This is a genomic window from Cupriavidus metallidurans CH34 (assembly GCF_000196015.1).
Classification (GTDB): domain Bacteria; phylum Pseudomonadota; class Gammaproteobacteria; order Burkholderiales; family Burkholderiaceae; genus Cupriavidus; species Cupriavidus metallidurans.
The window spans coordinates 550,050-575,842 of the sequence record NC_007973.1 but is presented as its reverse complement, the minus strand read 5'-3'; the positions used below and the strand labels follow the sequence as shown (position 1 = coordinate 575,842).

The 25,793-nt window shown below is 65.0% G+C and carries 27 protein-coding genes; 17 read left to right on the top strand and 10 right to left on the bottom strand.

All coding sequences use genetic code 11. The annotated features are described in order from the left end of the window. Window positions 1–16 precede the first annotated feature (16 nt). The 3 genes from RMET_RS02730 to xseA form a co-directional block, all read right to left on the bottom strand. The gene (locus tag RMET_RS02730) at window positions 17–760 is read right to left on the bottom strand and encodes a TetR/AcrR family transcriptional regulator (RefSeq protein WP_011515402.1); all 744 of its coding nucleotides are present in this window, start codon (window positions 758–760) and stop codon (window positions 17–19) included. Window positions 761–919: 159 nt separating this feature from the next. Continuing rightward, window positions 920–1,498, bottom strand: coding sequence for a superoxide dismutase [Fe] (gene sodB, locus RMET_RS02725; protein ID WP_008640957.1), 579 nt, complete (start codon window positions 1,496–1,498; stop codon window positions 920–922). A 129-nt stretch (window positions 1,499–1,627) separates the two neighbouring features. Beyond that, window positions 1,628–3,013 (bottom strand): exodeoxyribonuclease VII large subunit, encoded by a 1,386-nt coding sequence (gene xseA / locus RMET_RS02720; protein WP_049799652.1) that lies wholly within the window; start codon window positions 3,011–3,013, stop codon window positions 1,628–1,630. A 1,018-nt stretch (window positions 3,014–4,031) separates the two neighbouring features. Between xseA and RMET_RS02715 the strand changes: the two genes are divergently transcribed. The 7 genes from RMET_RS02715 to RMET_RS02685 all read left to right on the top strand — a co-directional run bounded on the left by RMET_RS02715 (window position 4,032) and on the right by RMET_RS02685 (window position 9,270). Then, on the top strand, window positions 4,032–4,652 hold the full coding sequence (locus RMET_RS02715; RefSeq protein ID WP_011515398.1) for a MotA/TolQ/ExbB proton channel family protein: 621 nt from the start codon (window positions 4,032–4,034) through the stop codon (window positions 4,650–4,652). Window positions 4,653–4,669: 17 nt separating this feature from the next. After that, window positions 4,670–5,101, top strand: a complete 432-nt coding sequence (locus RMET_RS02710) for an ExbD/TolR family protein (protein ID WP_011515397.1) — start codon at window positions 4,670–4,672, stop codon at window positions 5,099–5,101. A gap of 131 nt (window positions 5,102–5,232) precedes the next feature. Continuing rightward, window positions 5,233–6,351: a tetraacyldisaccharide 4'-kinase gene (gene lpxK, locus RMET_RS02705; RefSeq protein ID WP_011515396.1), complete on the top strand. Its 1,119-nt coding sequence runs from the start codon at window positions 5,233–5,235 to the stop codon at window positions 6,349–6,351. Beyond that, window positions 6,332–6,541, top strand: a complete 210-nt coding sequence (locus RMET_RS02700; RefSeq protein ID WP_008644998.1) for a Trm112 family protein — start codon at window positions 6,332–6,334, stop codon at window positions 6,539–6,541. Before lpxK ends, RMET_RS02700 begins: the two co-directional genes overlap by 20 nt. A gap of 17 nt (window positions 6,542–6,558) precedes the next feature. Next, window positions 6,559–7,368 (top strand): 3-deoxy-manno-octulosonate cytidylyltransferase, encoded by an 810-nt coding sequence (gene kdsB, locus RMET_RS02695; RefSeq protein ID WP_011515395.1) that lies wholly within the window; start codon window positions 6,559–6,561, stop codon window positions 7,366–7,368. A 334-nt stretch (window positions 7,369–7,702) separates the two neighbouring features. Next, entirely contained in the window at window positions 7,703–8,368 is a 666-nt protein-coding gene (gene adk, locus RMET_RS02690; protein WP_011515394.1) for an adenylate kinase, read from the top strand. 143 nt (window positions 8,369–8,511) lie between these two features. Further along, window positions 8,512–9,270: a 3-hydroxyacyl-CoA dehydrogenase gene (locus tag RMET_RS02685; protein WP_011515393.1), complete on the top strand. Its 759-nt coding sequence runs from the start codon at window positions 8,512–8,514 to the stop codon at window positions 9,268–9,270. A gap of 48 nt (window positions 9,271–9,318) precedes the next feature. Here RMET_RS02685 and RMET_RS02680 read toward each other — a convergent pair whose 3' ends face one another. Continuing rightward, window positions 9,319–10,113: a helix-turn-helix transcriptional regulator gene (locus RMET_RS02680; protein WP_011515392.1), complete on the bottom strand. Its 795-nt coding sequence runs from the start codon at window positions 10,111–10,113 to the stop codon at window positions 9,319–9,321. A gap of 124 nt (window positions 10,114–10,237) precedes the next feature. Between RMET_RS02680 and RMET_RS02675 the strand changes: the two genes are divergently transcribed. Further along, entirely contained in the window at window positions 10,238–11,008 is a 771-nt protein-coding gene (locus RMET_RS02675; protein WP_011515391.1) for a class I SAM-dependent methyltransferase, read from the top strand. Between the two features lie 36 nt (window positions 11,009–11,044). Here RMET_RS02675 and RMET_RS02670 read toward each other — a convergent pair whose 3' ends face one another. Next, on the bottom strand, window positions 11,045–11,950 hold the full coding sequence (locus tag RMET_RS02670; RefSeq protein WP_011515390.1) for a LysR family transcriptional regulator: 906 nt from the start codon (window positions 11,948–11,950) through the stop codon (window positions 11,045–11,047). 97 nt (window positions 11,951–12,047) lie between these two features. Here RMET_RS02670 and RMET_RS02665 point away from each other — a divergent pair, with 97 nt between their 5' ends. After that, window positions 12,048–13,070 carry a bile acid:sodium symporter family protein gene (locus RMET_RS02665; protein ID WP_008645010.1) on the top strand — a complete coding sequence of 341 codons (1,023 nt, stop codon included), beginning with the start codon at window positions 12,048–12,050 and terminating at the stop codon, window positions 13,068–13,070. 119 nt (window positions 13,071–13,189) lie between these two features. Here RMET_RS02665 and RMET_RS02660 read toward each other — a convergent pair whose 3' ends face one another. After that, window positions 13,190–14,683: an N-acetylmuramoyl-L-alanine amidase gene (locus tag RMET_RS02660; RefSeq protein WP_011515388.1), complete on the bottom strand. Its 1,494-nt coding sequence runs from the start codon at window positions 14,681–14,683 to the stop codon at window positions 13,190–13,192. Next, window positions 14,677–15,210: a tRNA (adenosine(37)-N6)-threonylcarbamoyltransferase complex ATPase subunit type 1 TsaE gene (gene tsaE, locus RMET_RS02655; RefSeq protein WP_011515387.1), complete on the bottom strand. Its 534-nt coding sequence runs from the start codon at window positions 15,208–15,210 to the stop codon at window positions 14,677–14,679. Before tsaE ends, RMET_RS02660 begins: the two co-directional genes overlap by 7 nt. Window positions 15,211–15,226: 16 nt before the next feature. On the opposite strand from tsaE, the gene queG reads away from it, so the two are divergent. Continuing rightward, window positions 15,227–16,411, top strand: a complete 1,185-nt coding sequence (gene queG / locus RMET_RS02650) for a tRNA epoxyqueuosine(34) reductase QueG (RefSeq protein WP_029308401.1) — start codon at window positions 15,227–15,229, stop codon at window positions 16,409–16,411. Between the two features lie 12 nt (window positions 16,412–16,423). Here queG and RMET_RS02645 read toward each other — a convergent pair whose 3' ends face one another. Next, entirely contained in the window at window positions 16,424–17,317 is an 894-nt protein-coding gene (locus tag RMET_RS02645; protein WP_008645019.1) for an AEC family transporter, read from the bottom strand. A 160-nt stretch (window positions 17,318–17,477) separates the two neighbouring features. On the opposite strand from RMET_RS02645, the gene RMET_RS02640 reads away from it, so the two are divergent. The 6 genes from RMET_RS02640 (at window position 17,478) to plsY (ending at window position 21,970) form a co-directional block, all read left to right on the top strand. Beyond that, window positions 17,478–18,095: a chalcone isomerase family protein gene (locus RMET_RS02640; RefSeq protein WP_011515384.1), complete on the top strand. Its 618-nt coding sequence runs from the start codon at window positions 17,478–17,480 to the stop codon at window positions 18,093–18,095. A 103-nt stretch (window positions 18,096–18,198) separates the two neighbouring features. Continuing rightward, on the top strand, window positions 18,199–19,179 hold the full coding sequence (locus tag RMET_RS02635; protein ID WP_008645024.1) for a tripartite tricarboxylate transporter substrate binding protein BugE: 981 nt from the start codon (window positions 18,199–18,201) through the stop codon (window positions 19,177–19,179). A 185-nt stretch (window positions 19,180–19,364) separates the two neighbouring features. Continuing rightward, window positions 19,365–19,844 carry a methylated-DNA--[protein]-cysteine S-methyltransferase gene (locus tag RMET_RS02630; protein WP_008645026.1) on the top strand — a complete coding sequence of 160 codons (480 nt, stop codon included), beginning with the start codon at window positions 19,365–19,367 and terminating at the stop codon, window positions 19,842–19,844. Further along, window positions 19,841–20,749 (top strand): site-specific tyrosine recombinase XerD, encoded by a 909-nt coding sequence (gene xerD, locus RMET_RS02625; RefSeq protein WP_011515383.1) that lies wholly within the window; start codon window positions 19,841–19,843, stop codon window positions 20,747–20,749. The genes RMET_RS02630 and xerD overlap by 4 nt, the downstream gene beginning before the upstream one ends. Window positions 20,750–20,771: 22 nt before the next feature. Continuing rightward, entirely contained in the window at window positions 20,772–21,263 is a 492-nt protein-coding gene (gene ybaK / locus RMET_RS02620; RefSeq protein ID WP_011515382.1) for a Cys-tRNA(Pro) deacylase, read from the top strand. Between the two features lie 98 nt (window positions 21,264–21,361). After that, the gene (gene plsY, locus RMET_RS02615) at window positions 21,362–21,970 is read left to right on the top strand and encodes a glycerol-3-phosphate 1-O-acyltransferase PlsY (protein WP_008645034.1); all 609 of its coding nucleotides are present in this window, start codon (window positions 21,362–21,364) and stop codon (window positions 21,968–21,970) included. Window positions 21,971–22,044: 74 nt separating this feature from the next. Here plsY and RMET_RS02610 read toward each other — a convergent pair whose 3' ends face one another. Next, window positions 22,045–23,328 (bottom strand): ATP-binding protein, encoded by a 1,284-nt coding sequence (locus tag RMET_RS02610; protein WP_011515381.1) that lies wholly within the window; start codon window positions 23,326–23,328, stop codon window positions 22,045–22,047. Then, the gene (locus RMET_RS02605) at window positions 23,325–24,059 is read right to left on the bottom strand and encodes a response regulator (RefSeq protein WP_008645039.1); all 735 of its coding nucleotides are present in this window, start codon (window positions 24,057–24,059) and stop codon (window positions 23,325–23,327) included. The genes RMET_RS02610 and RMET_RS02605 overlap by 4 nt, the downstream gene beginning before the upstream one ends. Window positions 24,060–24,342: 283 nt before the next feature. Here RMET_RS02605 and RMET_RS02600 point away from each other — a divergent pair, with 283 nt between their 5' ends. Beyond that, on the top strand, window positions 24,343–25,773 hold the full coding sequence (locus RMET_RS02600) for an MdtA/MuxA family multidrug efflux RND transporter periplasmic adaptor subunit (protein WP_035833015.1): 1,431 nt from the start codon (window positions 24,343–24,345) through the stop codon (window positions 25,771–25,773). The last annotated feature ends 20 nt before the right edge of the window (window positions 25,774–25,793 follow it).

The window sequence follows — 25,793 nt, the reverse complement described above, 5'->3', positions numbered from 1 at the left end:
GCGCGATGACCGGAGGCTAGCGCTTGCTGCGGCGAGGCGTCGCGGAGGCGACAGGCGCGACTGCCTCAGGCAATCCGAGATAGCGGACCATCATGCGATCCAGGTGGAGCGCCAGAGCATCGTCATCGAGATGCAGCGGCCCCGGATCGTTGAGCAGGATGTTGGCGAGCGTGCCCACCATGAACTGCAGCGCGGCGCGGACTTCGAACTCCGCTGTGTCCTTGGGCCGATCGCCCAACTGCGCCGCGAGCGACGGCACGACCAGCCCGTAGATCCGCCGGTTGGCATCGCGCATCGGGTTGTCGCGCGCGTCACGCGCCGAGTAGTGCCGCAGGAATCCCCTGAACAAACCACGATTCAGCCGAAACTGGCTGACGTAGCTGCCGATGATGCGCTCGACGATCGCCTGCGCGGGGCCCGTCTGCCAGACAGGCTCCTCGTCGATCGAGCGTTGCATGACGTCCTCCGCCTCGCGCAACGCCACTTCGAGCACATAGCCGAGAAAGGCCTCCTTGTCCTTGAAACGCCCATAGAACGCGCCAATCGACGTGCCCGCCCTGGCAACGGTCTCGTTCAACGAAATGTCGTCGAGATTGCCGCGCTCCTCGGCCAGTGCGCGGCAGGCCGCCACCATCTTCTCCAGGCTCTTTTCGCTACGCGACTGCAACGGAGGACGTACCACCTCGTCGGCGCCTCGCTTGGCCGACCTGGCGCGGGATGCGGTAGCGGACCGGGTCGTGGGCTTGGTAGGCGTGGGCATGGCAGTGGGTGAAGACCGTTCGGGAACAGAGTGGATTATGCGGCAATTCACCCTGTACCAAACACGACGAACTGGCCTCCGTTCATCACCCTCGCCCCAAAGAAACAAGGCCCTCGCTAAGGAGGGCCTTGTTACTCAGCTTCGACTTGCCGAATTCGCTCAGGCGAAGTTCTTCGACGCGAAGTCCCAGCTCACGACGTTCCAGAATGCCTCGACGTACTTCGGACGAGCATTGCGGTAGTCGATGTAGTAGGCGTGTTCCCACACGTCGCAGGTCAGCAGCGGCTTGGCGTCGGTGGTCAGCGGGGTGGCGGCGTTGGAGGTCGACACCAGGTCCAGCGAGCCGTCGGCCTTCTTGACCAGCCAGGCCCAGCCCGAACCGAACGTGCCCACTGCCACCTTCGTGAATTCTTCCTTGAACTTGTCGAACGAACCCCACTTGGCGTTGATCGCGTCAGCCAGGGCGCCGGTCGGCTGGCCACCGCCGTTCGGCTTCATCGATTCCCAGTAGAACGTGTGGTTCCACACTTGGGCGGCGTTGTTGAAGATGCCGCCGGACGACTTCTTGACGATCTCTTCCAGCGATGCGCTCTCGAACTCGGTGCCCTTGATCAGGTTGTTCAGGTTCGTGACGTAGGTCTGGTGATGCTTGTCATGATGGAACTCCAGGGTCTCCTTGGAGATATGCGGAGCGAGGGCATCATGCGCGTACGGGAGAGAAGGGAGCTTGTGTTCCATTGTTCTGTCTCTGCGGTTTGTGGTGGGGAGAACTGCCGATTGTAGGTGACTTGCCAGACCCGCGCAAACGACGTCGGAAAGCCCCCTGCCCTCATGTTAGTTTCCCCGGCACAGGGCCGGGGGAGGTTGTCAGAAGCTCGCCAGCTTGGCCTGCACACCGGCGATTTCGATGTCGGCAACCCCGTCCGCCAGATGTGCTTCGACAATGCTGCCTGCACGCAACTCGACCGGCGACCGCAGGGCGCGGCCACGATTGTCAAGCAACACCGCATAGCCACGCTCAAGCGTTCGTTGGGGCGCCAGCAGTTCCAGCGCGCCCGACGCACGCGCCAAGCGTGCCGTCTCGCGCTCATGCCGCCGTGCGGCCGCAGCTGCCATGCGTGCCGCCAGGCGGCCCAGCTCCGCCTGCGCCGCACCAATGTCGGGCTTGCAGGCACGCCAGCGCATTGCCAGCACGTCCACGCGGTGGCGCTGTACGGCCACCGTATCGCGCAGTGCCGAGCGCATGTGCCGGGCCAGATTGTCGACCTGGGCGCGACGCTCCTGCAACTGCGCCTGCGGGCTGCGCAACCTGCGTCCGAGCCATTCCAGATGCTGCGCGCGACGCTCGAGTTGCCGGTCCATTGCCTGCGCCAGCGCATCACGGGCACGGCGCGTGGCCTGAAGCAGATGCGCGCGGTCGGGGCTCACCAGTTCCGCCGCGCCGGTTGGCGTCGGCGCGCGCACGTCGGCCACGAAATCGGCAATCGTGAAATCGGTTTCGTGACCGACACCGGAGACCACGGGCACGGCACACCGCGCGATGGCATGCGCCACCACTTCCTCATTGAACGACCAGAGGTCTTCGATGCTGCCGCCGCCCCGGCAGAGGATCAGCACGTCGCATTCGCGCCTCGCGCTGGCGGTGTCGAGCATCGCGGCGATTTTTTCCGCAGCGCCCGCCCCCTGGACTGGCACCGGATAGACGATCACCGGCACATGCGGGGCGCGGCGTTGCAACGTGGTCAACACGTCGCGCATCGCAGCGGCCTGCAGCGAGGTCACCACGCCGATCACACGCGGATGATCCGGAATGGGGCGTTTCCGCTCAGTATCGAACAGACCTGCCTGCGCCAGTTTTTCCTTGAGCCGCAAGAACGCCTCGTAGAGATTCCCGAGCCCGGCACGACGCATGGCTTCGACGCCGAGTTGCAGTTCACCACGCGCCTCATACATCGACACCAGCGCGCGCACCTCGACAGCCTCCCCTTCGCGTGGCGAAAAGTCGACATGCTGATTACGCCCGCGAAACATCACACAACGAATCTGCGCGCGTGCGTCCTTGAGCGAGAAATACCAATGCCCACTGGCCGCCCGCGTGAAATTCGAGATCTCTCCCCGGACCCAGGCGAGTGGAAAGCTGCGTTCGAGCACGCCGGCGATGGCGTGATTCAGTTCACTGACCTGGATCACATCACGGGTGCGCGTGGGCGGCTGAGACGGCATCGCGCGCGGAAAGTTCTCGTTGTCTGGCATGGTTCGCAGCCGCGCACGCGGCCTGGGATGGACATGTCCACAGCATACCGGCAATGTCAAGGGGCACCTCCCCCTTCACGCGCGCCTGGCCGCAATCCGCATGTTCTGGTGCAAGCCTTTGATTCTTATGATTTTTTGGACGGCGCAAAAAACAGGCAATGTAAGAGAAAACCTTACGCGTCAACGACTTACCGAAAGGCCCCTTGGCTTGTTCACAAAGTTATCCACAGAAGCTTTGGATAAATGATTTGTCAAGCGTCAATCCTGTGGATAATCGCGGCGATAGCGTCACGACTCAAGCTGCAGCAATGTCGGCCCCGCGAAATGTCCTCACCACGTCACGAGGGGCCGTGGCACCGCAAATGCCTATTTTTTGGGCAGCCAGTAGCAGGGCCAATCGAATCAACGGTTTACGTTGCTTCTCCCGTGCTTATCCACAATGCGTCCACAGTACTGTCCTGAACAGATGTGGAAAGTGACGGGGTTACCGGATCGACTGCCGGACCGGAGTCACACCTAAACTGCACATTTTTTAGGCAGACCTCGCTTCCCCCTTTCCGATCAAGGACTTAGCACGCTTTTCCGATAACTTTCCACAACCGATCCACAATCCTGTCCCGCGTCTGTGTGGAAAGTCGTCGCCACGCCCATCCAATGCGGTCGGAAGCGGTCGGAACAGGTGCTGGCAACCGTTGCGCCGAAGCCTGCACAAAAAACAGGCAGACCACACGCCTTCCTTTGCGATCAATGGGTTAGCGTGCTTTTCCGCGTGCTTTCCACAATCGGTCCACAGTCCTGTCCCGCACAAATGTGGAAAGTCGCCGGCGTGCGGCGATGCGCACGGCAGACACCGCGTACTTGCGCGGCTTGCCCCGCGCCAAGTCGCGGGGTAGAGTGGCGCCTGCAATTTTTCGAGCATTGCCGCTGCGCGGGGCGCGTCCCGGCGCATCAAAGGCTGCCACGCATCAATCGTTCTGATTTCGGGTCTGTCGTTGGTTTGTAGAATTCGGGGGTCCACGTGTTTTCCATCATTCAAGCGGCCGGCTGGCCGATCTGGCCGTTGCTGCTCGCGTCGGTCATCGCACTGGCGCTGATCGTCGAGCGGTTCATTTCCCTGAAGCGCAGCAAGATCCTGCCGCCCAAGCTGTACGAGGAGGCGCTCTCCGCCGCCCAGCAGCGCAGGGCGACGCCCGAGGTTGTGAACAACCTTGAGCAGAACTCGCCGCTTGGCCGCGTGCTGGCCGCCGGCCTGCGCCACGTGGTGCTGCAACCGCAGACGTCGCGCGACGCCGCCAAGGACGTGGTCGAGGAAGCCGGCCGCGTGGTCGCGCACGAACTCGAGCGCTACCTGAACGCATTGGGCACGATCGCCTCGGTGGCCCCGCTGATGGGCCTGCTCGGCACGGTCATCGGCATGATCGAGATCTTCGGCAACCAGGGCGGCACCGGTGCCAATCCGGAGCAGCTCGCGCACGGGATCTCGGTGGCGCTGTACAACACCGCGTTCGGCCTGATCGTCGCCATCCCGGCGCTGATTTTCTGGCGCTATTTCCGCCGCCGCGTGGACGACTACGTGGCCGAGCTGGAATTCCGCGCGACCTCGTTCCTCGACGCCATCCTGCCCCAGCGGCGGGTGTAACACCGCGGGAGCGCGCCATGCATTTCCGTTCCCGTCAGCGACGCGAGGAGCCGGAGATCAACCTGATCCCGCTCATCGACGTGTTGCTCGTGATCCTCATCTTCCTGATGATCACGACCACGTATTCGCGCTTCACCGAACTTCAGATTCAGTTGCCGACGGCCGATGCCGAGCGGGCGCAGCAGCGCCCGACCGAGATCGTCGTGTCCGTTTCGGCGCGCGGGATCTATTCCGTCAACAAGCAGGTGCTGGAGCAGACGGATGTCACCAGCCTCGCCGACCAGTTGCGTAGCGCAGCCGGTCCGGCCAGCAACGGGCAACCGCCAGTGGTCATCGTCAACGCCGATGCCCAGGCCACTCACCAGGCCGTGATCAATGTGATGGAGGCCGCGCGCCTTGCAGGTTTGTCGCGGCTGACGTTCGCCACCCAGAGCAGTCAGAAGCGATAAGGCGCTGGACGCCCGCAGTCCCGGCGCGGCGAACGGCAGGCTTGCGACAAGCGTCGGGCAATGCCCATAATGTCTGCATTCGCCCGGCGCCACCCTAGCGGTGGCGCCGCCCGCTCCCGTCCCCGATCTTCATGGCCGCTCCCCAACACACCCTCGCCGACTTCGTCACCGACCAGTGGCAGCGCCGTAGCTGGTTTACCTGGCTCATGTGGCCGCTGTCGCTGCTGTTCGGCCTGATCGCGCGCATTCGCCGGTACGGCTATCAACAGGGATGGTTCAAGTCGACCCGTCTGCCGATGCCGGTCATCGTGGTTGGCAACGTGACCGTGGGCGGCACCGGCAAGACCCCGGCCGTGATCGCGCTGGCCCATGCGCTGGCGGAAGCCGGCCTGCGCCCGGGCGTGGTTTCGCGTGGCTACGGCGTGAAGCTGAACCACCCGCGCCGCGTCAAGCCGACCTCGAAGGCCGCCGACGTCGGCGACGAGCCGCTGCTGATCGCACGCGCCGCGGACGTCCCGGTGTGGGTCTTCCCGGACCGCGCCCTGTGCACGCAGGCCATGCTCGTCTCGCATCCCGGCGTCAACGTACTACTGCTCGATGATGGCCTGCAGCACTACAAGCTCCAGCGGGACTTCGAGATCGTAATGTTCGACACGCGCATGGGCGGCAACGGCATGATGCTGCCGGCCGGCCCGCTACGCGAACCGCTGACCCGGCCACGCGACGCCACGCTGATCAACGATCCGAATTTCCGCGCCACGCCAGACAAACCCGACGTCTACGGCATGCGCCTGGAGCTCGACGAAGCCTGGCAACTCAACGATCCGACGATGTCGTGCGACGTGTCCAAGTTCGCGGACAAGCGGGTGCTGGCGGCAGCCGGCATCGGCCACCCGGAACGCTTCTTCGCCAGCCTGCGTCAGGCGGGGCTATCCCCCGCCACGCTGCCGCTGCCGGACCATTACGATTTCGTGCAGGACCCGTTCGCGGACAATCCTGCCGCGCTCGAAGCCGACGTGATCCTGATCACCGAGAAGGATGCCGTAAAATGCGAGCGCTTCGACGACCCGCGTATCTGGGTCGTCCCCACCACGCCCGTGATCGACGCGGGCCTGATCGATAAAATCCGCCGCGTCGTGCAGGCGCGCAACCCGGCCATCGCCACACCCGTCACCGTGGGGCAATCCACCGCCACCGGGATGGCCGACGGTCTCGACAAGGAACACCAAGATGGACAACCGGCTGCTTGAAATCCTCGTTTGCCCGCTGTGCAAGGGCAAACTGGAATACGATCGCGCCGCCCAGGAACTGATCTGCCACGCCGACAAGCTGGCCTACCCGATCCGTGATGGCATTCCGGTCATGCTGGCGGACGAAGCGCGCCAGACCGTGCCGGGCCGTGTGGTACCGGTGGAACCCTCGGCGCCGGCCGGCAATTGATGGGCAAAGGTCGCACGATGAGCATCCCGACCTTTACCGTTGTCATCCCTGCCCGCCTCGCCTCCACGCGGCTGCCAAACAAGCCGCTGGCCGACATCGGCGGCCATCCGATGATCGTGCGCGTGGCTGAACGCGCCCACGCGTCGTCGGCCCAGCGCACCGTGGTGGCAACGGACTCCCAGGAAGTTGCGCAGGCCTGCGCCGCGCATGGCGTCGAAGCCGTGCTCACGCGTGCCGACCATCAGTCCGGCACCGACCGGCTGTCGGAAGTGGCGGCACAGCTCGGGCTGGCCGATGACGCGATCGTCGTCAACGTACAGGGCGACGAGCCGCTGATCGAGCCGACGCTGATCGACGAAGTCGCGCTGCATCTGGCGGCTCACACTGACTGCGCGATCGCCACGGCAGCGCATCCGCTGGACGACGTGGCCGAAGTATTCAACCCGAACGTGGTGAAAGTGGTCTGCGACAACGCGGGCCGCGCGCTCTATTTCTCGCGCGCGCCGATTCCGTGGGCACGCGATGCCTGGTCTGCCGTGCCGGCCCAGCCCGCGGCCACCGCGCAAGTCCCGCTGCCGGCCATGCCGGTGCTGCGTCACATCGGCATCTATGCCTATCGCGCGGGCTTCCTGCGCCGCTTCCCGACGTTGGCGGTCGCGCCGGTCGAACAGACCGAAGCGCTCGAGCAACTGCGTGCCATGTGGCATGGCGAGCGGATCGGCGTCATGGTGACGGCGGCTGCACCGGCGCCGGGCGTGGACACACCGGCGGACCTGGAACGCGTGCGTGCGCTATGGGTGCAGGGCATGGCTCAGGAAGGGCCGTGACAACATTCGCCCGCTGAAGTTCACACTGCTGCAACTTCGGCGGGGGCCGAATCCGTACGGCCCATGGCATAATGCTTGCCGAAACAGAGTCCGTGAGGCGCGTTCGCCGCTCTTCACAAAGACTCGGTGGGGAGATAGAGATCGAGCCCGACCGGATGCGCGCGTGCCCGCTGGCACCTGCTGCGCGCCCGGCGCGTCGAGCATGACCTGACTCCGGCACATGGCTCGACTCGCACAGTCTGGCCTGACCGCGTAAGTCCTGCGTCAAGTTGCGGCGGTACCCTCCTTCCATCCCTCCCGCCAGACCGAATTCAAATACCTTGAGGACCCGTAAATGCGTTTGATCCTGTTGGGCGCACCTGGCGCCGGCAAAGGCACGCAAGCCAAGTTCATCTGCGAGAAGTTCGGCATTCCGCAAATCTCCACGGGCGACATGCTGCGCGCCGCGGTGAAGGCGGGCACGCCGCTGGGCATCGAAGCCAAGAAGGTGATGGACGCGGGCGGACTGGTGTCGGATGACATCATTATCGGCCTGGTGAAAGACCGTCTTAAGCAGCCTGATTGCGAAAAGGGCTACCTGTTCGATGGTTTCCCGCGCACGATTCCGCAGGCCGAGGCAATGAAGGAAGCCGGCGTGGCGATCGACTACGTGCTGGAAATCGACGTGCCGTTCGACGCCATCATCGAGCGCATGAGCGGCCGCCGCGTGCATGTGGCGTCGGGCCGGACATACCACGTCAAGTTCAACCCGCCGAAGGCCGACATGGTCGACGACGAAACGGGCGAAGCACTGATCCAGCGCGACGACGACAAGGAAGAGACGGTGCGCAAGCGCCTGGACGTGTACTCGCAGCAAACCCGTCCGCTGGTCGACTACTACTCGAACTGGGCCGCCAACGGCGATGCCTCGGCGAAGGTATCGCCGCCGAAGTACCGCAAGATCGCGGGTCTTGGCGAAGTCGACAAGATCACGGCAAGCGTGTTCGACGCGCTGAAGTAAGTCGCGAAGCGCTTTCAGCATCAAGAAGAAGCGGCCCTGGGCAACCGGGCCGCTTTTTTATTTGCCGATCGGTTCGCGCGGTTCGTACAATAGCCTCCAATTGACGTTAACGTAAACGGCATTCACAACGAGGAGACAGGCGCATGGACATTCAGGGCAACGTATTCATTGTCACGGGCGGCGCATCCGGGCTCGGCGCGGGCACGGCGCGCATGCTGGCGGCTGCGGGCGGCAAGGTCGTGATTGCCGACCTCAACGAAGCCGCGGGCACGGCGCTGGCCACGGAGCTCGGCGGGCAGTTCGTCAAATGCGACGTGGCGTCGGAGGCCGACGGTCAGGCGGCCGTGGATGCCGCGCGGAAGCTTGGCCGGCTCTCCGGGCTGGTCAACTGCGCGGGTATCGCCGTGGCCGCCAAGACGGTCGGCAAGAACGGACCGCATCCGCTCGATGCGTTCGAGAAGACCATCCGCGTCAACCTGATCGGCACCTTCAACATGATTCGCCTCGCCGCCGCGGAGATGGTCCAGAACACTCCCGATGCCGAAGGCGAACGCGGCGTGATCATCAATACGGCCTCGGTGGCCGCGTTCGATGGCCAGATCGGCCAGGCTGCGTATGCGGCATCGAAGGGCGGCGTGGTGGGCATGACGCTGGCCATCGCGCGCGATCTTTCCCGCGACGGCGTGCGCTGCCTGACCATCGCCCCGGGGTTGTTCGAAACACCGATGCTGCTCGGGATGCCGCCAGAGGTGCAAGAGGCGCTCGGCAAGATGGTGCCGTTCCCGCCGCGCCTGGGCCGCCCCGCGGAGTACGCCAAGCTGGTCCAGTCGATCATCGGCAATACGATGTTGAATGGCGAAGTGATCCGCCTGGATGGTGCAATCCGCATGCAGCCGAAGTAAGCCCGCGCGTCGCGCGATGCAGGGCGACTCGCGGCGAATCGCGCCGAATCAGGGTGTTTCCGGCAGCAGCATCACCAGCATCATCCCCGGTGCAGCCGGGGGTACCAGCGTGAGTTGCTCGAAGTAGACCAGGCCGCGCATCGGGTGATGAAACCCGCGCCGGCCGCCTTGGCGCTCGTCGACGTCCTGCGAACGCCAGGCCGCCGCGAACGCGGGGCTGTCTTCCATGAGCCGCTCGATCAGTGCGCGTGTCGGCGGATCTTCGGCATGACGCAAGCTGTGGACACGAAACTCGGCCACGAGCCGTGCGGCGCGGTGCGGCCAATCCTCCACCAACGCCTGCAACGCCGTCGGCAGGAACATCGCTCGCAGCAGGTTCCGCTCTCCGGACGCAGCATCGAGCCAGCCGACGAACAGGTCGGCGGCCGCTGCATTCCATGCCCGGGCGGTCCATTGGCGATCCAGCAGATAGGCAGGCCCCGAGATTGCCTGAACGCTCGCAAGCAGTGCGACGGGCACGGCGGGCTCGGCATCCTGGCGCGGTTCGGGCTTGCCAGCCAGCGCGAACAGATAGGCGCGTTCAGCGCGAGACAGTCGCAGGGCCTCGGCCAGACTGCCCAGCGCGCGCACGGACATCGCCACCGGTCTCCCCTGCTCCAGCCACGTGATCCATGTGGCACTCAATCCCGAAAGCTGCGCAACTTCCTCGCGCCGCAATCCCGGTGTGCGGCGCCTGCGGCCCGGCGGCAGGCCGACGTCGCTTGGCGTCAGCCGCTCTCGGTGGGTGCGCAGAAATGCGCCGAGTTCGGCCTCGCGACTGACTTGAGTGGGTTCGATAGACATGGCTGGTGGTGCTTATACCAGGATAAATCTGTGACTTGTACCGGGAAAAGACCGCATCTACAGTACGTGAACCCCCGGGCCCGGGCAATCCCCATCGCCAATCCGACAAGAATCGAGGCACCCCATGCAACAACAGGAACTCGTCGCCGCCCAGTTCGGCGCCACCGCCAATGCCTACCTGACCAGTGCTGTCCATGCTCAAGGCGCCGATCTCGAACAACTCAAGCAAGCGCTGGCTTACCTGAAGCCCGTGGCGCATAGCCGCGTGCTCGACCTGGGCTGCGGCGCAGGCCACGCGAGCTTTGCTGCTGCAACGGTTGCCAACGAAGTGGTGGCTTACGACCTGTCGGCGGCAATGCTCGAAGTCGTGGCAGGTGCGGCACGCGATCGCGGCCTGGGCAACGTCAAGACGCAGCAGGGTGCCGCCGAGCAACTGCCGTTCGACGACGCCAGCTTCTGCGCCGTGGTCTCACGCATGAGTGCCCACCACTGGCGCGACGTCCCCGCCGCGCTGCGTGAAATCCAGCGCGTGCTGAAGCCGAACGGCAAGGTAGTGCTGATCGACATCGTCGGCGCCGAGGACCCGCTTTGCGATACATGGCTGCAATCCGTGGAATTGCTGCGCGACCCATCGCACATCCGCGACTACACGCCGACCGTGTGGACGCAAATGTTCGAGGCAGCCGGATTCCAGGTAGAGGTGTCGCCGGTCTGGCGCATCGACATCGAATTCACCAGCTGGGTGGCCCGGATGCGCACGCCAGAAGTTGCGGCAGCCGCGATCCGCCACCTGTGGGAAAAGGCGCCAGCCGAAGTTTGTGATCGCTATCGCGTGCAGCCCGACGGCAGCTTTGCGCTGGAAGCGGCAATGTTGGCCGCCTCTCCCCGCGCGTAACAGCCCTCCCCTCAGCCCTCCCCTCGCCCGTCGCAGTCAGCCGGTCGCGGTTTCGGCCGGGATCGGCATGGTCTGGACCATGTTCCAGACCGCAGCCGCCGCCGGTGACAGCGACCGGTCCTCGCGACGGACCATGACGATGCTGCGTTCCTCGCGCGGCGTCAGCGGCTTCGAGACCAGCGGGGACGCCTCGGGCAACGGCAACGAGAAGGACGGCAGGACCGACGCGCCGATCCCCGCCTCCACCATGCCGAATACGCTGGCGGAGTGCCCGAGTTCCTGCACCACCTGCGGCACCGCGCCATGACGAGCGAAGATCCGGTCGATCAACGGCCGGCTGCCGGAGGCAAAATCGAGCAGCACCAGGCGCTCGCCGTGCAACGCGGTCCAGGGCACCGAATCCGCCTCGGCCAGTGGATGGTCGCGCCGACATACGAAACAGAACGGATCGGTGGCGAGCGGCGCGATAGTCAGCCCCTCGCGCGCCATCGGATCGATCAACACCCCGAAATCGACCGCGCCGGCGCGGATCTGCTCGAGGCCGTCGGCCTGGACGTTGTCGCGCACGAACAACCGGATATCGGGATACTGGCTCGCGCAGGCCGCCACATACATCGGCATTAGTCGCGCCGAGATCGTCGGCGCACTGGCTATCACAACCCGGCCGCGATAGCGTTCGCCGGACTGCCGTGTCTCTTCCAGGGTGTCGTCAAGCTGGCCCAGCAGCCGCTCCAGCGCTGGTACCAGTGCCGTTCCAGCCTCCGTCAGCACGACTTCCCGAGTCGTACGATCCAGCAGACGTACGCCAAGTGCCTCTTCAAGCTCGGCAACACCCCGACTGACCGCCGGCTGCGTCAGCCCGACGGCATCCGCTGCCCGGCTGAAACTGCCATGCCCCGCCACCGCCAGAAAGACCCGCAACTGCCGCAGTGTGTAATTCATGCAACGTTGAAATGAATGAATGAAATAAATGAATTTGCATTCTAGACAGGACGAGGGTCCAATACCAAGCGGAAACCCTTACGCACTATCCCTATCAATGTCCGCCATTCTCGCCCCCTTCAAAAAGATCTACGACCTGATCGACGGGTTCGTGCTGATCATGCTGACCGCTATCGGCATCGCGCTGATTGCCCCTGAAATCGGAACCGGTGACGGCCCGCTGCGCCTTGGCGTGGTCACCAATCTCGGTGTCGCCTTGGTGTTTTTCCTGCACGGCGCCGCATTGTCGCGCGACAAGCTGGTAGCGGGTGCCAAGCATTGGCGTCTGCATGTCTTCGTGCAGTCTTTCACGTATATCGTGTTCCCGATCGTCGGCGTGCTGCTGATGCTGTCGCTGCGCAACACGCTGCCGCCCGAGTTGCTGCTGGGCGTGTTCTATCTGTGCGCACTGCCGTCCACGGTATCGTCGTCGGTGGCGATGACGTCGATGGCACGTGGCAACGTGCCCGGCGCCATCTTCAACGCCACGATCTCGGGCCTGATCGGCATGGCGCTGACCCCGTTGCTGATGGGCCTGGTGATCAGCGCCAGCGGCGCGTCGATGCCGCTGGGTCGCGCGCTGATGGGCGTGGCGCTGCAACTGCTGCTGCCGTTCGCGCTGGGTCAGGCCGCGCGCCCGTTGATTGGCAACTGGCTGGCCAAGAAGAAGCAGATCACCAACAAGATCGACCGTGGTGTGATCGTGCTGATCGTCTACTCGTCGTTCTGCGACGCCACCGCTGCTGGCCTCTGGCACCAGTACCACTGGCAGACCATCGGCGCAGTGATGGGTATCGCGGCCGTCCTGCTGTTCGTGATTCTGGGCACCACCACGTTCACGGCGCGTCGCCTGGGCTTTTCGGTGGAAGATGAAATCACGGCCGTGTTCTGCGGCTCGAAGAAGAGCCTTGCCAACGGTATCCCGATGGCCAAGATTCTGTTCGCCGGTCATCCGGCCCTGGGCCTGCTGGTGCTGCCGCTGATGGTCTATCACCAGCTCCAACTGATTGTCTGCTCGGTCATCGCCGCACGGTACGCAAACCGCGATGACGTGGAAACGCGTGAGGCGGTGCGTGCCTGAGACGTGCCTAATGCGTGCCTGAGGCAGGCTCGTTGATCAAATGAAAACGGCGCCCCAGGCGCCGTTTTCTTTTTGCATGGTGAAGGGTGGCCCGCTGCCGCATTGACCACCTTCGACCATCACACCGATGGATTCTTCGACAGCGGCGGATTGCGCGCGAAGTACGCCTTGATGCCTCGCAGGATGGCGTTGGCCAGTTGCTCCTGATGGCTGTCGTCGTTGAGCTTGCGCTCTTCCTCGGGATTGCTGATGAACGCGGTCTCGATCAGGATCGACGGAATATCCGGCGCCTTGAGCACCGCAAATCCCGCTTGCTCCACGCTGCCCTTGTGCAGCTTGTTGATCCCACCGATCTCCTGCAGCACGGACCTGCCTACCTGCATGCTGTCGTTGATCTGTGCCGTTGTGGACAAGTCCAGCAGCACGCGCGCCACCTGGGCATCCTTGTTGCCCATATTGGCACCGCCGATCAGATCGGCATTGTTTTCCTTGTTGGCCAGCCAGCGCGCGGCCGAGCTTGACGCGCCGCGTTCGGACAACGCGAACACCGATGCCCCACGCGCCTCGGGAGACAGGAAAGCGTCGGCGTGAATCGACACGAACAGGTCCGCCTGCACGCGGCGGGCCTTTTGCACGCGCACGTTGAGCGGCACGAAGAAGTCCGAATCGCGCGTCATCATCGCGCGCATATTGGGCTGCGCGTCGATCTTCGCGCGCAGGCGCGTGGCGATTTGCAGCACGACATCCTTCTCGCGCGATCCCGCGGCACCTATCGCCCCCGGGTCTTCACCACCATGGCCGGGATCGATGGCCACGGTCAGCAGGCGGCGCATCTTGAATTCGCTGGGTGGCGGCAGATTGGTCCGCGCCGTCGGCGGCGGCGCCACGGGCGCGGGAGACGGCAGGGGGGGCCTGGGCTTGACGCCGGCCAATGCGGGTGGCGGAGCGGTAGTCGGCGACGGAAGCTGGTCCCGATCCTCGAACTTGCGCACAATCGCGCCGATTGCATCCTCTTCCGCACCAGCGGGCGCGCCGGACACACCATCGGTACCAGCAGGCGGCGGCGCGGCGGCGAATCGCCGCTGCTTGTCCTCGGTATCACGCACGAGCTTCCAGAGCGGATCGGGCGGATTGACCGGATACAGGTCGAATACGAGACGATTGCGGTAGTCGCTGATCGGCGCAAGCGTGAACACCTGCGGCGAGACGTCTTCCTTGAGGTCGAACACCATCCGCACCACGCGCGGGCGGTTCTGTCCCACGCGCACGGACTGGATATACGGATCGTTCGGCGTGATCTTCGCCACGAGTTCGCGCAGCGTCGGCGACAGGTCGAGCCCGTCGATGTCGACCACGAGACGGTCCGGGTTGCGGATCATCTGGTGCACGGCCACCAGGCGCTCGTCGGACTCGATGGTTACCCGCGTGTAGTCCTCGGCCGGCCACACCCGCACCGCGACAATGCCGGCGCCAAAGGCGATCTGCGGCCCGGCGATGGTCAATACGACCGTACCGGCACTGACTTTCAGCGCCTGCGCCATCCATTTGCGGCGGGCCTTCAGCAGTCCGTCGGGTCCATCGGGTCGGTCGGTTGCGAGTCGCTTGATCAGCATGCGTTCAGCAGGGTAAGTCCAGTGGGAGTATAGGCGCGCAGCGTTGCCATGCGGCGATCCGCGCCCGCATCGGCCCCGTTATCGGCCCAATGTGAGACACGATTGTCCGATTGGAGCAACACATGGAGGTCAGGTTCCCCCAGCAGGCGGCCCGCCTTTTCCGGCCACTCCACGAGATTGAGCGCCGGTTCGGCAAAACAGTCGCGAAATCCTGCGTCGATCCACTCCTCGGGGTCGGCGAAGCGATAGAGATCGAAGTGGTAGACCGTCAGCGGCGATCCATCGGCACGCAGCACTTCATAGGGTTCGCACAGCGTGTAGGTGGGGCTACGCACCTTGCCGACGTGTCCGAGCGCGCGCAGCACGGCACGCGTCAGCGTGGTCTTGCCCGCGCCAAGGTCTCCGGACAACTGCAGATGGATCGTGCGCGGCGGCATCGCGCGCGCGGCGGTGGCCAGCGCCGCGCCAAACCGTTCGGTGGCGGCTTCGTCCGGTAGCGGCAGAATGCGTTCTTCGAGCAGGGGCATTGCGTACAATTCAGGAATGATCGACCGAGCAGTTCCCGCCTCCTCCCCCGCGAAAGACCCCGTTCCGGTGCCGTCCACGTCGTCCCCGCAAGCTGCCAGGGACTCTCTGGCGTCGCTGGTGGCACAGATTCGTGCCTGGGGGGGGGAGCTCGGATTCGATGCGATCCGCATCGCCGATGTCGATCTGCGGCACGCCGAAGCGGGCCTGTTGGCGTGGTTGCAGGCGGGCTACCACGGCGACATGGATTATATGGCCAACCACGGCACAAAGCGCGCCCGCCCGGCCGAACTGGTGCCCGGCACCGTGCGCGCCATCGTCGCGCGCATGCCCTATCTGCCCATGCAGCGTGACGACGGCTGGCGCCGACACGAACTCGCCCGCCTCGACGACCCCTCGACTGCCGTGATCTCGCTTTACGCACGTGGCCGCGACTATCACAAGGTACTCCGCAACCGGCTGCAGCAGCTGGCGGCCCGTATCGAGACCGCGATCGGCGCGTTTGGCTACCGCGTCTTCACCGATTCGGCCCCGGTCATGGAAGTGGCGCTGGCCAGCCAGGGTGGCCTGGGCTGGCGCGGCAAGCACACGCTGCTGCTCGACCGCGATGGTGGTTCGATGTTCTTTCTCGGCGAGATCCTCGTCGATATCCCGTTGCCCGCCGATTCGGCCGAGGCCCCGCACTGTGGCAACTGCCGCCGCTGCATTGACATCTGTCCGACCCAGGCCATCGTGGAGCCCTATCTGGTGGATGCGCGGCGTTGCATTTCCTATCTGACGATCGAACACAAGGGCGCTATTCCCGAAGACCTGCGCGCGCCGATGGGCAATCGCGTCTATGGTTGCGACGATTGCCAACTGACGTGCCCTTGGAACAAGTTCGCTCATCGCGCCACGTTGCCGGACTTCGACGTGCGCAATGGCTTCGACGCGCCCGACATGGCAACACTATTCGATTGGAGCGAAGCAGAATTCAACCAGCGGCTCGAAGGCAGCCCGATCCGGCGGATCGGTCATGAACGCTGGCTGCGCAACCTGGCCGTGGGCCTCGGCAACAGCCTGCGCGCCGCGGCGGTGAACGATCCGGCGCTGGCCGAACGCATCCGTGCCTCACTCCGCGCGCGGCTCGATGCGGCCACGCCATTGGTGCGCGAGCATATCGAATGGGCGCTCGCGCAGGACCGGGCCCCTGAGCGCGGCTAGGCGGCCAGGCCGCTAGCTCACCAGCGACAGCCACACCGGCGTGGTCACGATCGCCACGACAGTCATCGCGGAAATCGTCGCCGCCACCATCGGACCATTGCCGCCCATGCGCACGGCCAGGATGTACGAACTCGATGCCGTGGGCAGCGACGCATAGACCACCACGATCTGGTACTGCAATGGGGTCAGCGGCAGATACTTGCCCACCAGCCACGCGAAACAGGGCATGGCAAGCAGCTTCACGCCGCTCCACCACGCCATCGGGCCGGCCGTGCCGGTAGCCCCGCTCATCTGCAGCCCCGCGCCGACGGTCATCAGCCCGAGCGCGGTGGAAGCTGAACCAAGCCGGTTCAGCGTCATCGCCACCACCTCGGGCGGATGCAGGCCCAGCAGGTTCGTGACCAGCCCGGTGGCCGTGGCCAGGATCAGCGGATTCCGGACCAGTTCGCGCAGCACACGCGCCTCGCCATGTTTCGCCAGCGCCCACACCGCCACGACGTTGCACAGCGGCACCGTCACCCCGACGACCAGCGCCATCAGCGCCAGGCCCTCGCCATTGCCAAGCCGCGCGGCCAAGGCCAGGCCAATGTAGGAATTGAAACGGAAGGCTGTCTGCAGGCCCGAGGCGAAATCCGCCGGGGCCGGCCTCAACACCCACTTGACCAGATAGCCGGTGGCCATGCCGAAGACCATCGTGAGCAGGGCCAGGCCGAGCATGGCGGACGTCGACGAGAAGTCGAATTTGGCGCTGTTCGTCGATTGCAGCAGCAGCGCCGGGAACAGGACGAAGTAGACCAGACGCTCCACTCCGGCCCAGAAACCGCGGTCGAATGGGGTGTATCGAACCAGCAGCCAGCCAATCAAAATCAGGCTGAAATCCGGGACCAGCAGGAGTGCGGAAGACATTGTCTCGTTTGTTTTGTCGTTTTCATCACATCTGCTCGTTTGCCTTGCATCATGAAATGTGCAGCCTAGGGCAGATACGGATGGGTATTTTTTCAGAATTCCGGCAGCATGGCACGCTGTATTTCGTCTCGCCCGCGGTTTGCCCGCCGCCCGTCGCACCATGAAGTCCCTGAAGTCTCCCTCCCGTACGACCGCCCTTTCCCGCCGTTTCGCCGCCACGCTGTGCGCGACGCTGGCGCTTTGGACGCTGATGCCACCTGCATCGGCGATGGTCATCGAGGGGGTTCGCTTCGACGACGCGACGCGGCTCGGCGGCAAGGAACTGGCGCTCAACGGCGCCGGTTTGCGCTCGGTATTCGTGATCAAGGGCTATGTAGCGGGCCTGTACCTGCCCGAACGCGCGCGCAATGCAACGGTGGCGCTGGCCACGCGCGGGCCCAAGCGGCTGCAACTGCGCGTGCTGCGGGAAGTGGAGGCGGAATCGTTCATCAAGGCGCTCAACGAAGGCTTGCGCGAGAACCATTCCGAGCTGCAGATGAGAATGCTGGCCGATCGCCTGGCGCAGCTCCAGCAGACCATGACCGAGATGGGCGCCGCGCACCGTGGCGACATCATCAATTTCGACTTCACGCCCGAAGGCGGCACCGTGGTGGCGCTGAACGGCATCCCACGCGGCCAGGCCATTGCCGGCGAAGACTTCTACCAGGCCGTACTGCGCATTTTCCTGGGCGACCACCCGGTAGACCGCAACCTCAAGCGCGGCCTGCTGGGCGGCTGACCCACGCACGCCGCCGTGCCGCGCAAATCCGCGCGAGGCACGCCGGCGATTCCAACCCCGGGCGTGATCCGCCCGGCTTTCACGTACGGGAGATCCTTTCCTCATGCAAGCTCGCAAAACCGCATTGATCGCTGCCGTCGCGGCGGCTGCCTCCGTGGCGTCGGTGGCTCACGCGCAGAGCAACTATCCGACCAAGCCGATCCGCCTGATCATTCCGTTCGCGCCGGGCGGCACCACCGACATCGTCGGCCGTGGCGTGGCGGATCAGATGAGCCGCATCCTGGGCCAGACGGTCGTGGTGGAAAACCGCGCGGGCGGGGGTGGCTCGATTGGCGCCGACTCGATCGCCAAGGCAGCACCGGACGGCTACACGATCGGCATCTCCACCGTGTCGACGATGGCGGTGAACCCGGCGTGCAACCCGAAGCTCTCCTACGACCCGATCAAGGACTTCAAGCCCATCGCCAACGTGGCCAACGTGGCCAATGTGATCGCCGTGAACCCGAACTTCCCGGCCAAGGATTACAAGGAGTTCCTGGCGGTGCTGAAGGCCAACCCGGGCAAGTACTCGTACGCGTCGTCGGGCACCTGCGGCTTCGGCCACATGCTCGGCGAGCAGTTCAAAGTCTCGACCAAGACGTTCATGGTGCACATTCCGTACCGTGGCGCGGGCCCTGCACTGAACGACGTACTGGCTGGCCAGGTGCCGATCATGGTGGACAACCTGCCGTCGTCGATGCCGTACATCAAGGCCGGCAAGCTGCGCCCGATCGTGGTGGCCTGGAACAAGCGCGTCGAGGGGCTGCCTGACGTGCCGACCTTCGGCGAAATGGGCCTGAAGGAGCCGAACGACCCGGCCTGGTACGGTCTGGTTGCCCCGGCCGGCACGCCTGACGACGTCATCAACAAGCTCAACGCCGCGGTGGTGAAGGCGCTGCAGGACAAGGCCTTCGTCCAGCGCCTGCAGGCGGCTGGCGCCGAACCGTCGGGCAATACGCCGGCGCAGCACGCTGCCGAAATCAAGAAGGAATTCGACAAGATGAAGAACCTGGTGAAGGTTCAGAACATCAAGCTCGAGCAATAAGCGGGTATCCGCAGGTAGCGAGAAAGGACCTCCACGGAGGTCCTTTTTTGTTGCGCCTGACAGACGCGGCACCAGCGTTCTTCCCCTGTCTGCCCCCGCCGAGCGGGCGGGTAGTCCCATTGCATTCGATATGCATCTGGAATCAGCATAAAATCGCTCATCGCCACGTTATCCCGCCATCCACCATGCAACATCACTTCGATGCCGTCCTGCCCGCGCCATTTGGCAAGGTCGGCGTACGTGTCGATGGCACGCAGGTTCACGAAATCGTCTATCTGCCCGACAGCTTTGCCGAGGTCCCGCCAACCAGCGCGTTGACAAAGCGCGTGGCGGAACAGCTCGACGCCTACTACGCCAATGCAGACACCGTGTTCGACCTGCCGCTGGCACGGCGTGGCACGGACTTCCAGCGCAAAGTCTGGGCGGCCATCAGCGCGGTGCCGCGTGGCGGCCTGACGACCTACGGCACCATCGCGAAATCGCTGCAGAGCATGCCGCGCGCCGTGGGCCAGGCCTGCGGACAGAACTGGTTTCCGATCGTGGTGCCGTGCCATCGCGTGGTGGCGGCCAACGGACTCGGCGGCTTCGCGCATCATGGCGAGGAAGGATTCCATCTGGGCGTGAAGCGCTGGCTGCTGCGCCATGAAGGCGCGATGCTGCTATGACGGCGGCACTCGATGGCGACCTGTCGCTGGTCGACCGGTTCTGCGATGCGTTGTGGCTCGAAGATGGCCTGGCACGCAATACGATCGACGCCTACCGGCGCGACCTGGCCATGCTGGCGCGCTGGCTGCACGAGTCCGGCACCACGGCGTTACTGGGCGTCGACGACACCGCGCTTTCCGGATACTTCGCCGCGCGTCACCTGGAGACGCGCGCTTCCTCGGCCAATCGCCGCCTGACTGTGTTCCGCCGTTTCTATCAGTGGGCCCTGCGCGAGCACATGATCGAGGCCGACCCCTGCCTGCTGCTGCGCCCCGCCAAGCAGCCACCCCGGTTCCCGAAGACGCTGTCCGAGGCACAGGTGGTGGCGCTGCTGGAAGCCCCCGATATCGAAACGCCGCTGGGCCTGCGGGACCGCACCATGCTCGAACTGATGTATGCGAGCGGGCTGCGCGTGTCCGAGCTCACGAACATGAAGACCATCGAAGTCGGCCTGAATGAAGGCGTGGCGCGCGTGGTTGGCGGCAAGGGCAACAAGGAGCGGCTGGTGCCATTCGGCGCGCAGGCCGGCGACTGGCTGCATCGCTACCTGTCCGATGCGCGCCCCACGTTGCTGGCGGGCCGCGCGTGCGACGAACTCTTCGTCACGCAGCGCGGCGAGGGCATGACGCGCCAGACGTTCTGGCACCTGATCAAGAAACACGCGCGTGACGCGGGCATTCACGCCCCGCTCTCCCCGCATACGCTCCGGCACGCCTTTGCCACGCACCTGCTTAATCACGGCGCCGACCTGCGCGTGGTGCAGCTGCTGCTGGGGCACGCCGATATCTCCACCACGCAGATCTACACGCACGTCGCGCGCGAGCGCCTGCGCGAACTGCACCTGCATCACCATCCGCGCGGCTGACCCGCGCGACCGACCACGCGATATGAGCAAGAGCAAGCACGTCTCCGAAACCCCCGCCACGCAAATGCTGCGCAAGCACGGCGTCACGTTCGGCGAGCACACCTACGACTACGTCGACCACGGCGGCACGGGCGAATCGTCACGTCAGCTCGGCGTGCCCGAGCACGACGTGGTCAAGACACTGGTAATGGAAGACGAAGCGGCCAAGCCGCTGATCGTGCTGATGCATGGCGACTGCTCGGTGTCGACCAAGAATCTCGCACGGCAGATCGGCGCCAAGAGCGTGCAGCCATGCAAGCCCGACGTGGCGCAGCGCCACAGCGGCTATATGGTTGGCGGCACGTCGCCCTTCGGCACGAAGAAGAAAATGCCGGTCTATGTCGAGGCGTCGATATTGACGCTGGACAAGATCTACATCAATGGCGGCCGCCGTGGATACCTGGTCAGCGTCGCGCCGGCGGTACTGGAGGCGCTGGTTGACGCCAAGCCGGTGGAATGCGCGCTGCCGGACTAACGCCGCGTCCGCGTATAGGGGAAAGTCACGGAGTTGGATGACCCGGCGCCGCGCTACAATCGCGCCAGCCTGAAATTCCTAGCCTTATTCCCACAGAAATGATCAACCTGCTATTTGCCGTCATCGCTTACCTGATCGGATCGGTGTCATTCGCCGTCGTGGTCAGCAAAGTCATGGGCCTACCCGATCCGCACAGCTATGGCTCCGGCAACCCCGGCGCCACGAACGTGCTGCGCACCGGCAACAAGAAGGCGGCCATTTTCACGCTGATCGGCGACGCGCTGAAAGGCCTGGCGGCGGTGCTGCTGGCCAAGCACTTCGGCCCGGCATACGGCGTGGACGAGACCGGCATCGCGCTGGTGGCGCTGGCCGTGTTCCTCGGCCACCTGTTCCCGCTCTACCATCGCTTCGCGGGCGGCAAGGGCGTGGCCACGGCCGCCGGCATCCTGTTCGCCATCGATCCGATTCTCGGCGCCGGCACGCTGGCCACGTGGCTGATCATCGCGTTCTTCTTCCGCTATTCGTCGCTGGCCGCGCTGATCTCGGCGATCTTCGCGCCGTTCTTCTATGTACTGATGAATGGCGTGGACATCATGGCCGGCGCGATCCTGGTGATCAGCGTGCTGCTGATCGCGCGCCACCGCGCCAATATCGCAAAGCTGCTGGCGGGCAAGGAAAGCCGGATCGGGGAGAAGAAGAAGGTTTGAACGTCTGAAGCACAAGCTGTGCTCCCCTCTCCCATTCGTGGAAGAGGGGGAAAACCATCGGCAGATTTATCGCATCAAGCCGCCTGCGCCATGGCCGCGAACGGAAACACCATTTCCACGCGCAGGCCGCCTTCCTCGCGGTTGGCAATGGACAGGCGTCCGCCGGCCTGCCGCACCAGGCGATCGACGATCGCCAGGCCCAATCCCGAATGCGCATTGCCGCCACGTGCCGGATCGAGCCGCACGAACGGCATCGTCACGCGTTCGATCGCGTCATCCGGAATCCCCGGTCCCTCATCCTCAACAATCAGCTTCCAGCCTTCCTGCGTGCGGCTCGTGGCCACACACACCGGCGGCTCACCGTAGGCGTAGGCGTTGTCGACGAGATTGCCGATGATCCGGTCGAGCTGAGTGGCGATCATGCGGAAGCCATCGCCCGCGTTCAGTTCCAGCACCACCTTCCTGTCCTGCTCCTGCAAGGATGCCGCCAGTTCGCCGATACGCTTGTCCACCGGCACGGGCCGCGCGGTAGGCTCGCTGCTTTGCGCGAAGGTCAGGAACTGCTCGACGATCGCCGACATCGACTCCACATCGCGCGTCACGCCGGCAGCGGCCTTCGGATCCGACAGCATCTCCGCACGCAATCGTAGGCGCGCGAGCGGGGTTTTCAGGTCGTGCGCGATGCCGGCCAGCATTGTGTTGCGTTCCTGATCGATGCGCACGAGGTCTGCGACCATGCGATTGAAACGCTCGATCAGTTGCCGCAGTTCATGCGGTCCGCGCTCGCGCAGCGGCGACACCAGTTGCTGGCGCGACAGCTTCTCCGCCGCCTCGGCCATATCCCGCACAGGGCGCTGGATCTGCCACGCGATCAGCAATGCGAAGATGATCGCTATCCCTACCACCAGCACCACGCCCGGCAACAGTCGATTGTCCGGCGGCGGGTTGTGCACGAACAAGATCGGCATGGCGATCCATCGATTACGCTTGGGAAGCTTGATCCACAGCCGCGGCGTGGACAGTTCGTCCTCAAGCCGCACCTCGGTACCCGGCGGCAGGCGCCGCGTGAACTGCTCCACCAGCCGGCGCGCCCGGCCGGCCTGCGGAACGGAGGCGTGCTCGTCGGCGGTGGAGGCATCCGCCACCTCCACCAGGCTCGGCAGGGGCAACGGCGGCGTCGCATCGAGCGCCCGCTGGATACTGTCGAGCTGGAAGATCATCTGCTCGACCGAATAGTCGATCTGCTGCTGGCGCCGGTCCATGCGTAGGATGGCCAGCCACGAAAAGTGGCTGATCACCAACACGGCCGCGATCAGCAGCGCGATGCGGCCAAACAGGGTATCGATGCGAAGCTTCATTGCGGAATGCTGTCCTCGGCCTCGTCCGGCACAAAGGTGTAGCCGCGGCCACGTACGGTCTGGATATAGCGCGGGCGCTGGGCGTCCTCGTCGAGCAGGCGGCGCAGGCGCCAGATCTGCACGTCGATGCCCCGGTCGCTGATGCCGTTGGCGGTGCCGTACATCAGTTCGACGATGCGCTCGCGGGAGAGCACTTCAAGCGGATGCGACAGCAGCAGCTTGAGCAGCGCGAATTCGGTGTCGCTGATGGAAACGGACTGGCCGCTGCGTTCGAGCGAGCGCTGGCGGAAGTTCACCCGGAACGGGCCGAACACCACGGATTCCCGATCCTCGGGTGCGGCAGCCGGGCGGGCCAGCTTGCGGCGCAGCACGGCATTGATCCGCGCCAGCAACTCGCGTGGCGAGAACGGCTTGCCGAGGTAGTCGTCCGCGCCGATCTCCAGCCCGACGATGCGGTCGATCTCGTCGCTGCGCGCGGTCAGCAGGATCACGGGGATATCGTCGTTCTTGGCGCGCAGATTGCGCAGGGCGGTCAGGCCGTCGACCTTTGGCATCATCAGGTCGAGCACGATCAGCGCCGGGCGCTCGCGCTCGAGTCGCGCCTGCAGGCCGTCGCCATCATGGAGCACGGAAACCGCGAATCCCTGGGATGTCAGGTACTCGCGCAGCAGGTCGCGCAGTTCGGGATCGTCATCGACGACGAGAATCTGGGTGGGCTGGTTTGTACGCATAGGCACATGATAGTCAGGCCGGACATGCGGCTTTGCAAATGTCCCGGACCGTTTTGTTTCCGGAGGTTACACCCACGTCGTTGGTAATCCGCTGTAATAAAAGCAGGGCGCGGCGAAACAGGTGGGATGGGAGCCGCACATTATGCTTCAGGCCATCCCCCTGACGGCGAGGCACCCTGCCCGTGCGATGCGGCATACTGCTGCAACTTCGACGTCACAATGCTTGTGCGAATACCGTTGGCACGCCCCACTTTTTCGTCGTGCCGCTCCCAGGATTCCGGTCATGTCCAACCCAGAACAAGGTCAACCCACTCCTCCCAATCCGCCCACACCGGGCGGTAATACCCGGTCGCGTCGCCGCACATGGATCGCCGGCGCAGTCATCGTCGTGCTAGCCGGTGCCGGCTGGTACTGGCACGGCCATCGCAAGGCCGCGCAGCAAGCCGGCGCCACGAGTGCCGGCGCGGCCAGTGGCGCTGCCGGGATGGGCGCGGGCAAGCGGGGCCCCGGAGGCGCTAGCGGCGCCGGTGGCCCTGGCGGCCCGGGCGCGCAGCAGCGCTCGCCAGTGGTGGTCAACCGCGTGACGCGCCGCAACATGGACGTGGTGCTGAACGGCCTGGGCAACGTGACGCCGGTGGCCAACGTCACGGTGCGCGCGCAGGTCTCCGGCCCGCTGCTCAAAGTGCTGTTCAAGGAAGGCCAGATGGTCAAGGCCGGCGACGTGCTCGCCGAAATCGACCCGCGCCCGTTCCAGGCCACGCTCGACCAGGCTGTCGGCCAACTCGCGCGCGACCAGGCATTGCTCCAGAACGCCCGCCTGGACCAGAAACGCTACAAGACGCTGCTGGCGCAGGACTCGATCTCGAGCCAGCAGGTAGATACGCAGGACGCGCTGGTGCGCCAGTACGAGGGGACGGTCAAGACCGATCAGGGTAACGTCGACAACGCGCGCATCCAGCTTGGCTACACGCGCATCGTCGCGCCGACGTCGGGCCGCATTGGCCTGCGTCAGGTCGACCCGGGCAATATCGTCAATCCAAGCGACACCAACGGCATCGCCCTGATCACCCAGATCCAGCCGATCGCGGTGCTGTACACGATCCCCGAAGACAACCTGCCCTCGGTGCTGAAGAAGCTCAACGCCGGCGAGAAGCTGGCGGTGCAAGCCTGGGACCGCCAGATGCGCAACCAGCTCGGTGAAGGCACGCTGCTGACCACGGACAACCAGATCGACACCACCACGGGCACCGTCAAGCTCAAGGCAATCTTCGCGAACACCGACGGCATGTTGTTCCCGAACCAGTTCGTCAACGTGCGCACGCGCATCGACACGCTGGAAGACGCCACCGTGATCCCGATCGCGGCGATCCAGCGGGGCCAGCAGGGCACGTTCGTGTATGTCGTGGATGACCAGAGCACGGTCAAGGTGCAGGTCGTCACGCTCGGGCCGGGCGACGGTAGCCACAGCGCCGTGCTCAAGGGCCTGGAGCCCGGGCAGCGCGTGGTTGTGGATGGCGCGGACCGCCTGAAGGAAGGCATGACCGTCGAGGCGGTAGACCCGGCGGCACGTGCCGCGGCGCTCACGCCGGCGAGTTCGCCACGCGCCCGCGGCCGTCGCGGCGGCGGCGCGAGCGGCGTCCACGGTGCCAGCGGCGCGCGGGCAGCCAGCGGCGCCCATGGCTCGGGCGCGAGCCCGCAGCAGGCACAGCCGTAAGGCGAGGAGTCGAGGAGCGG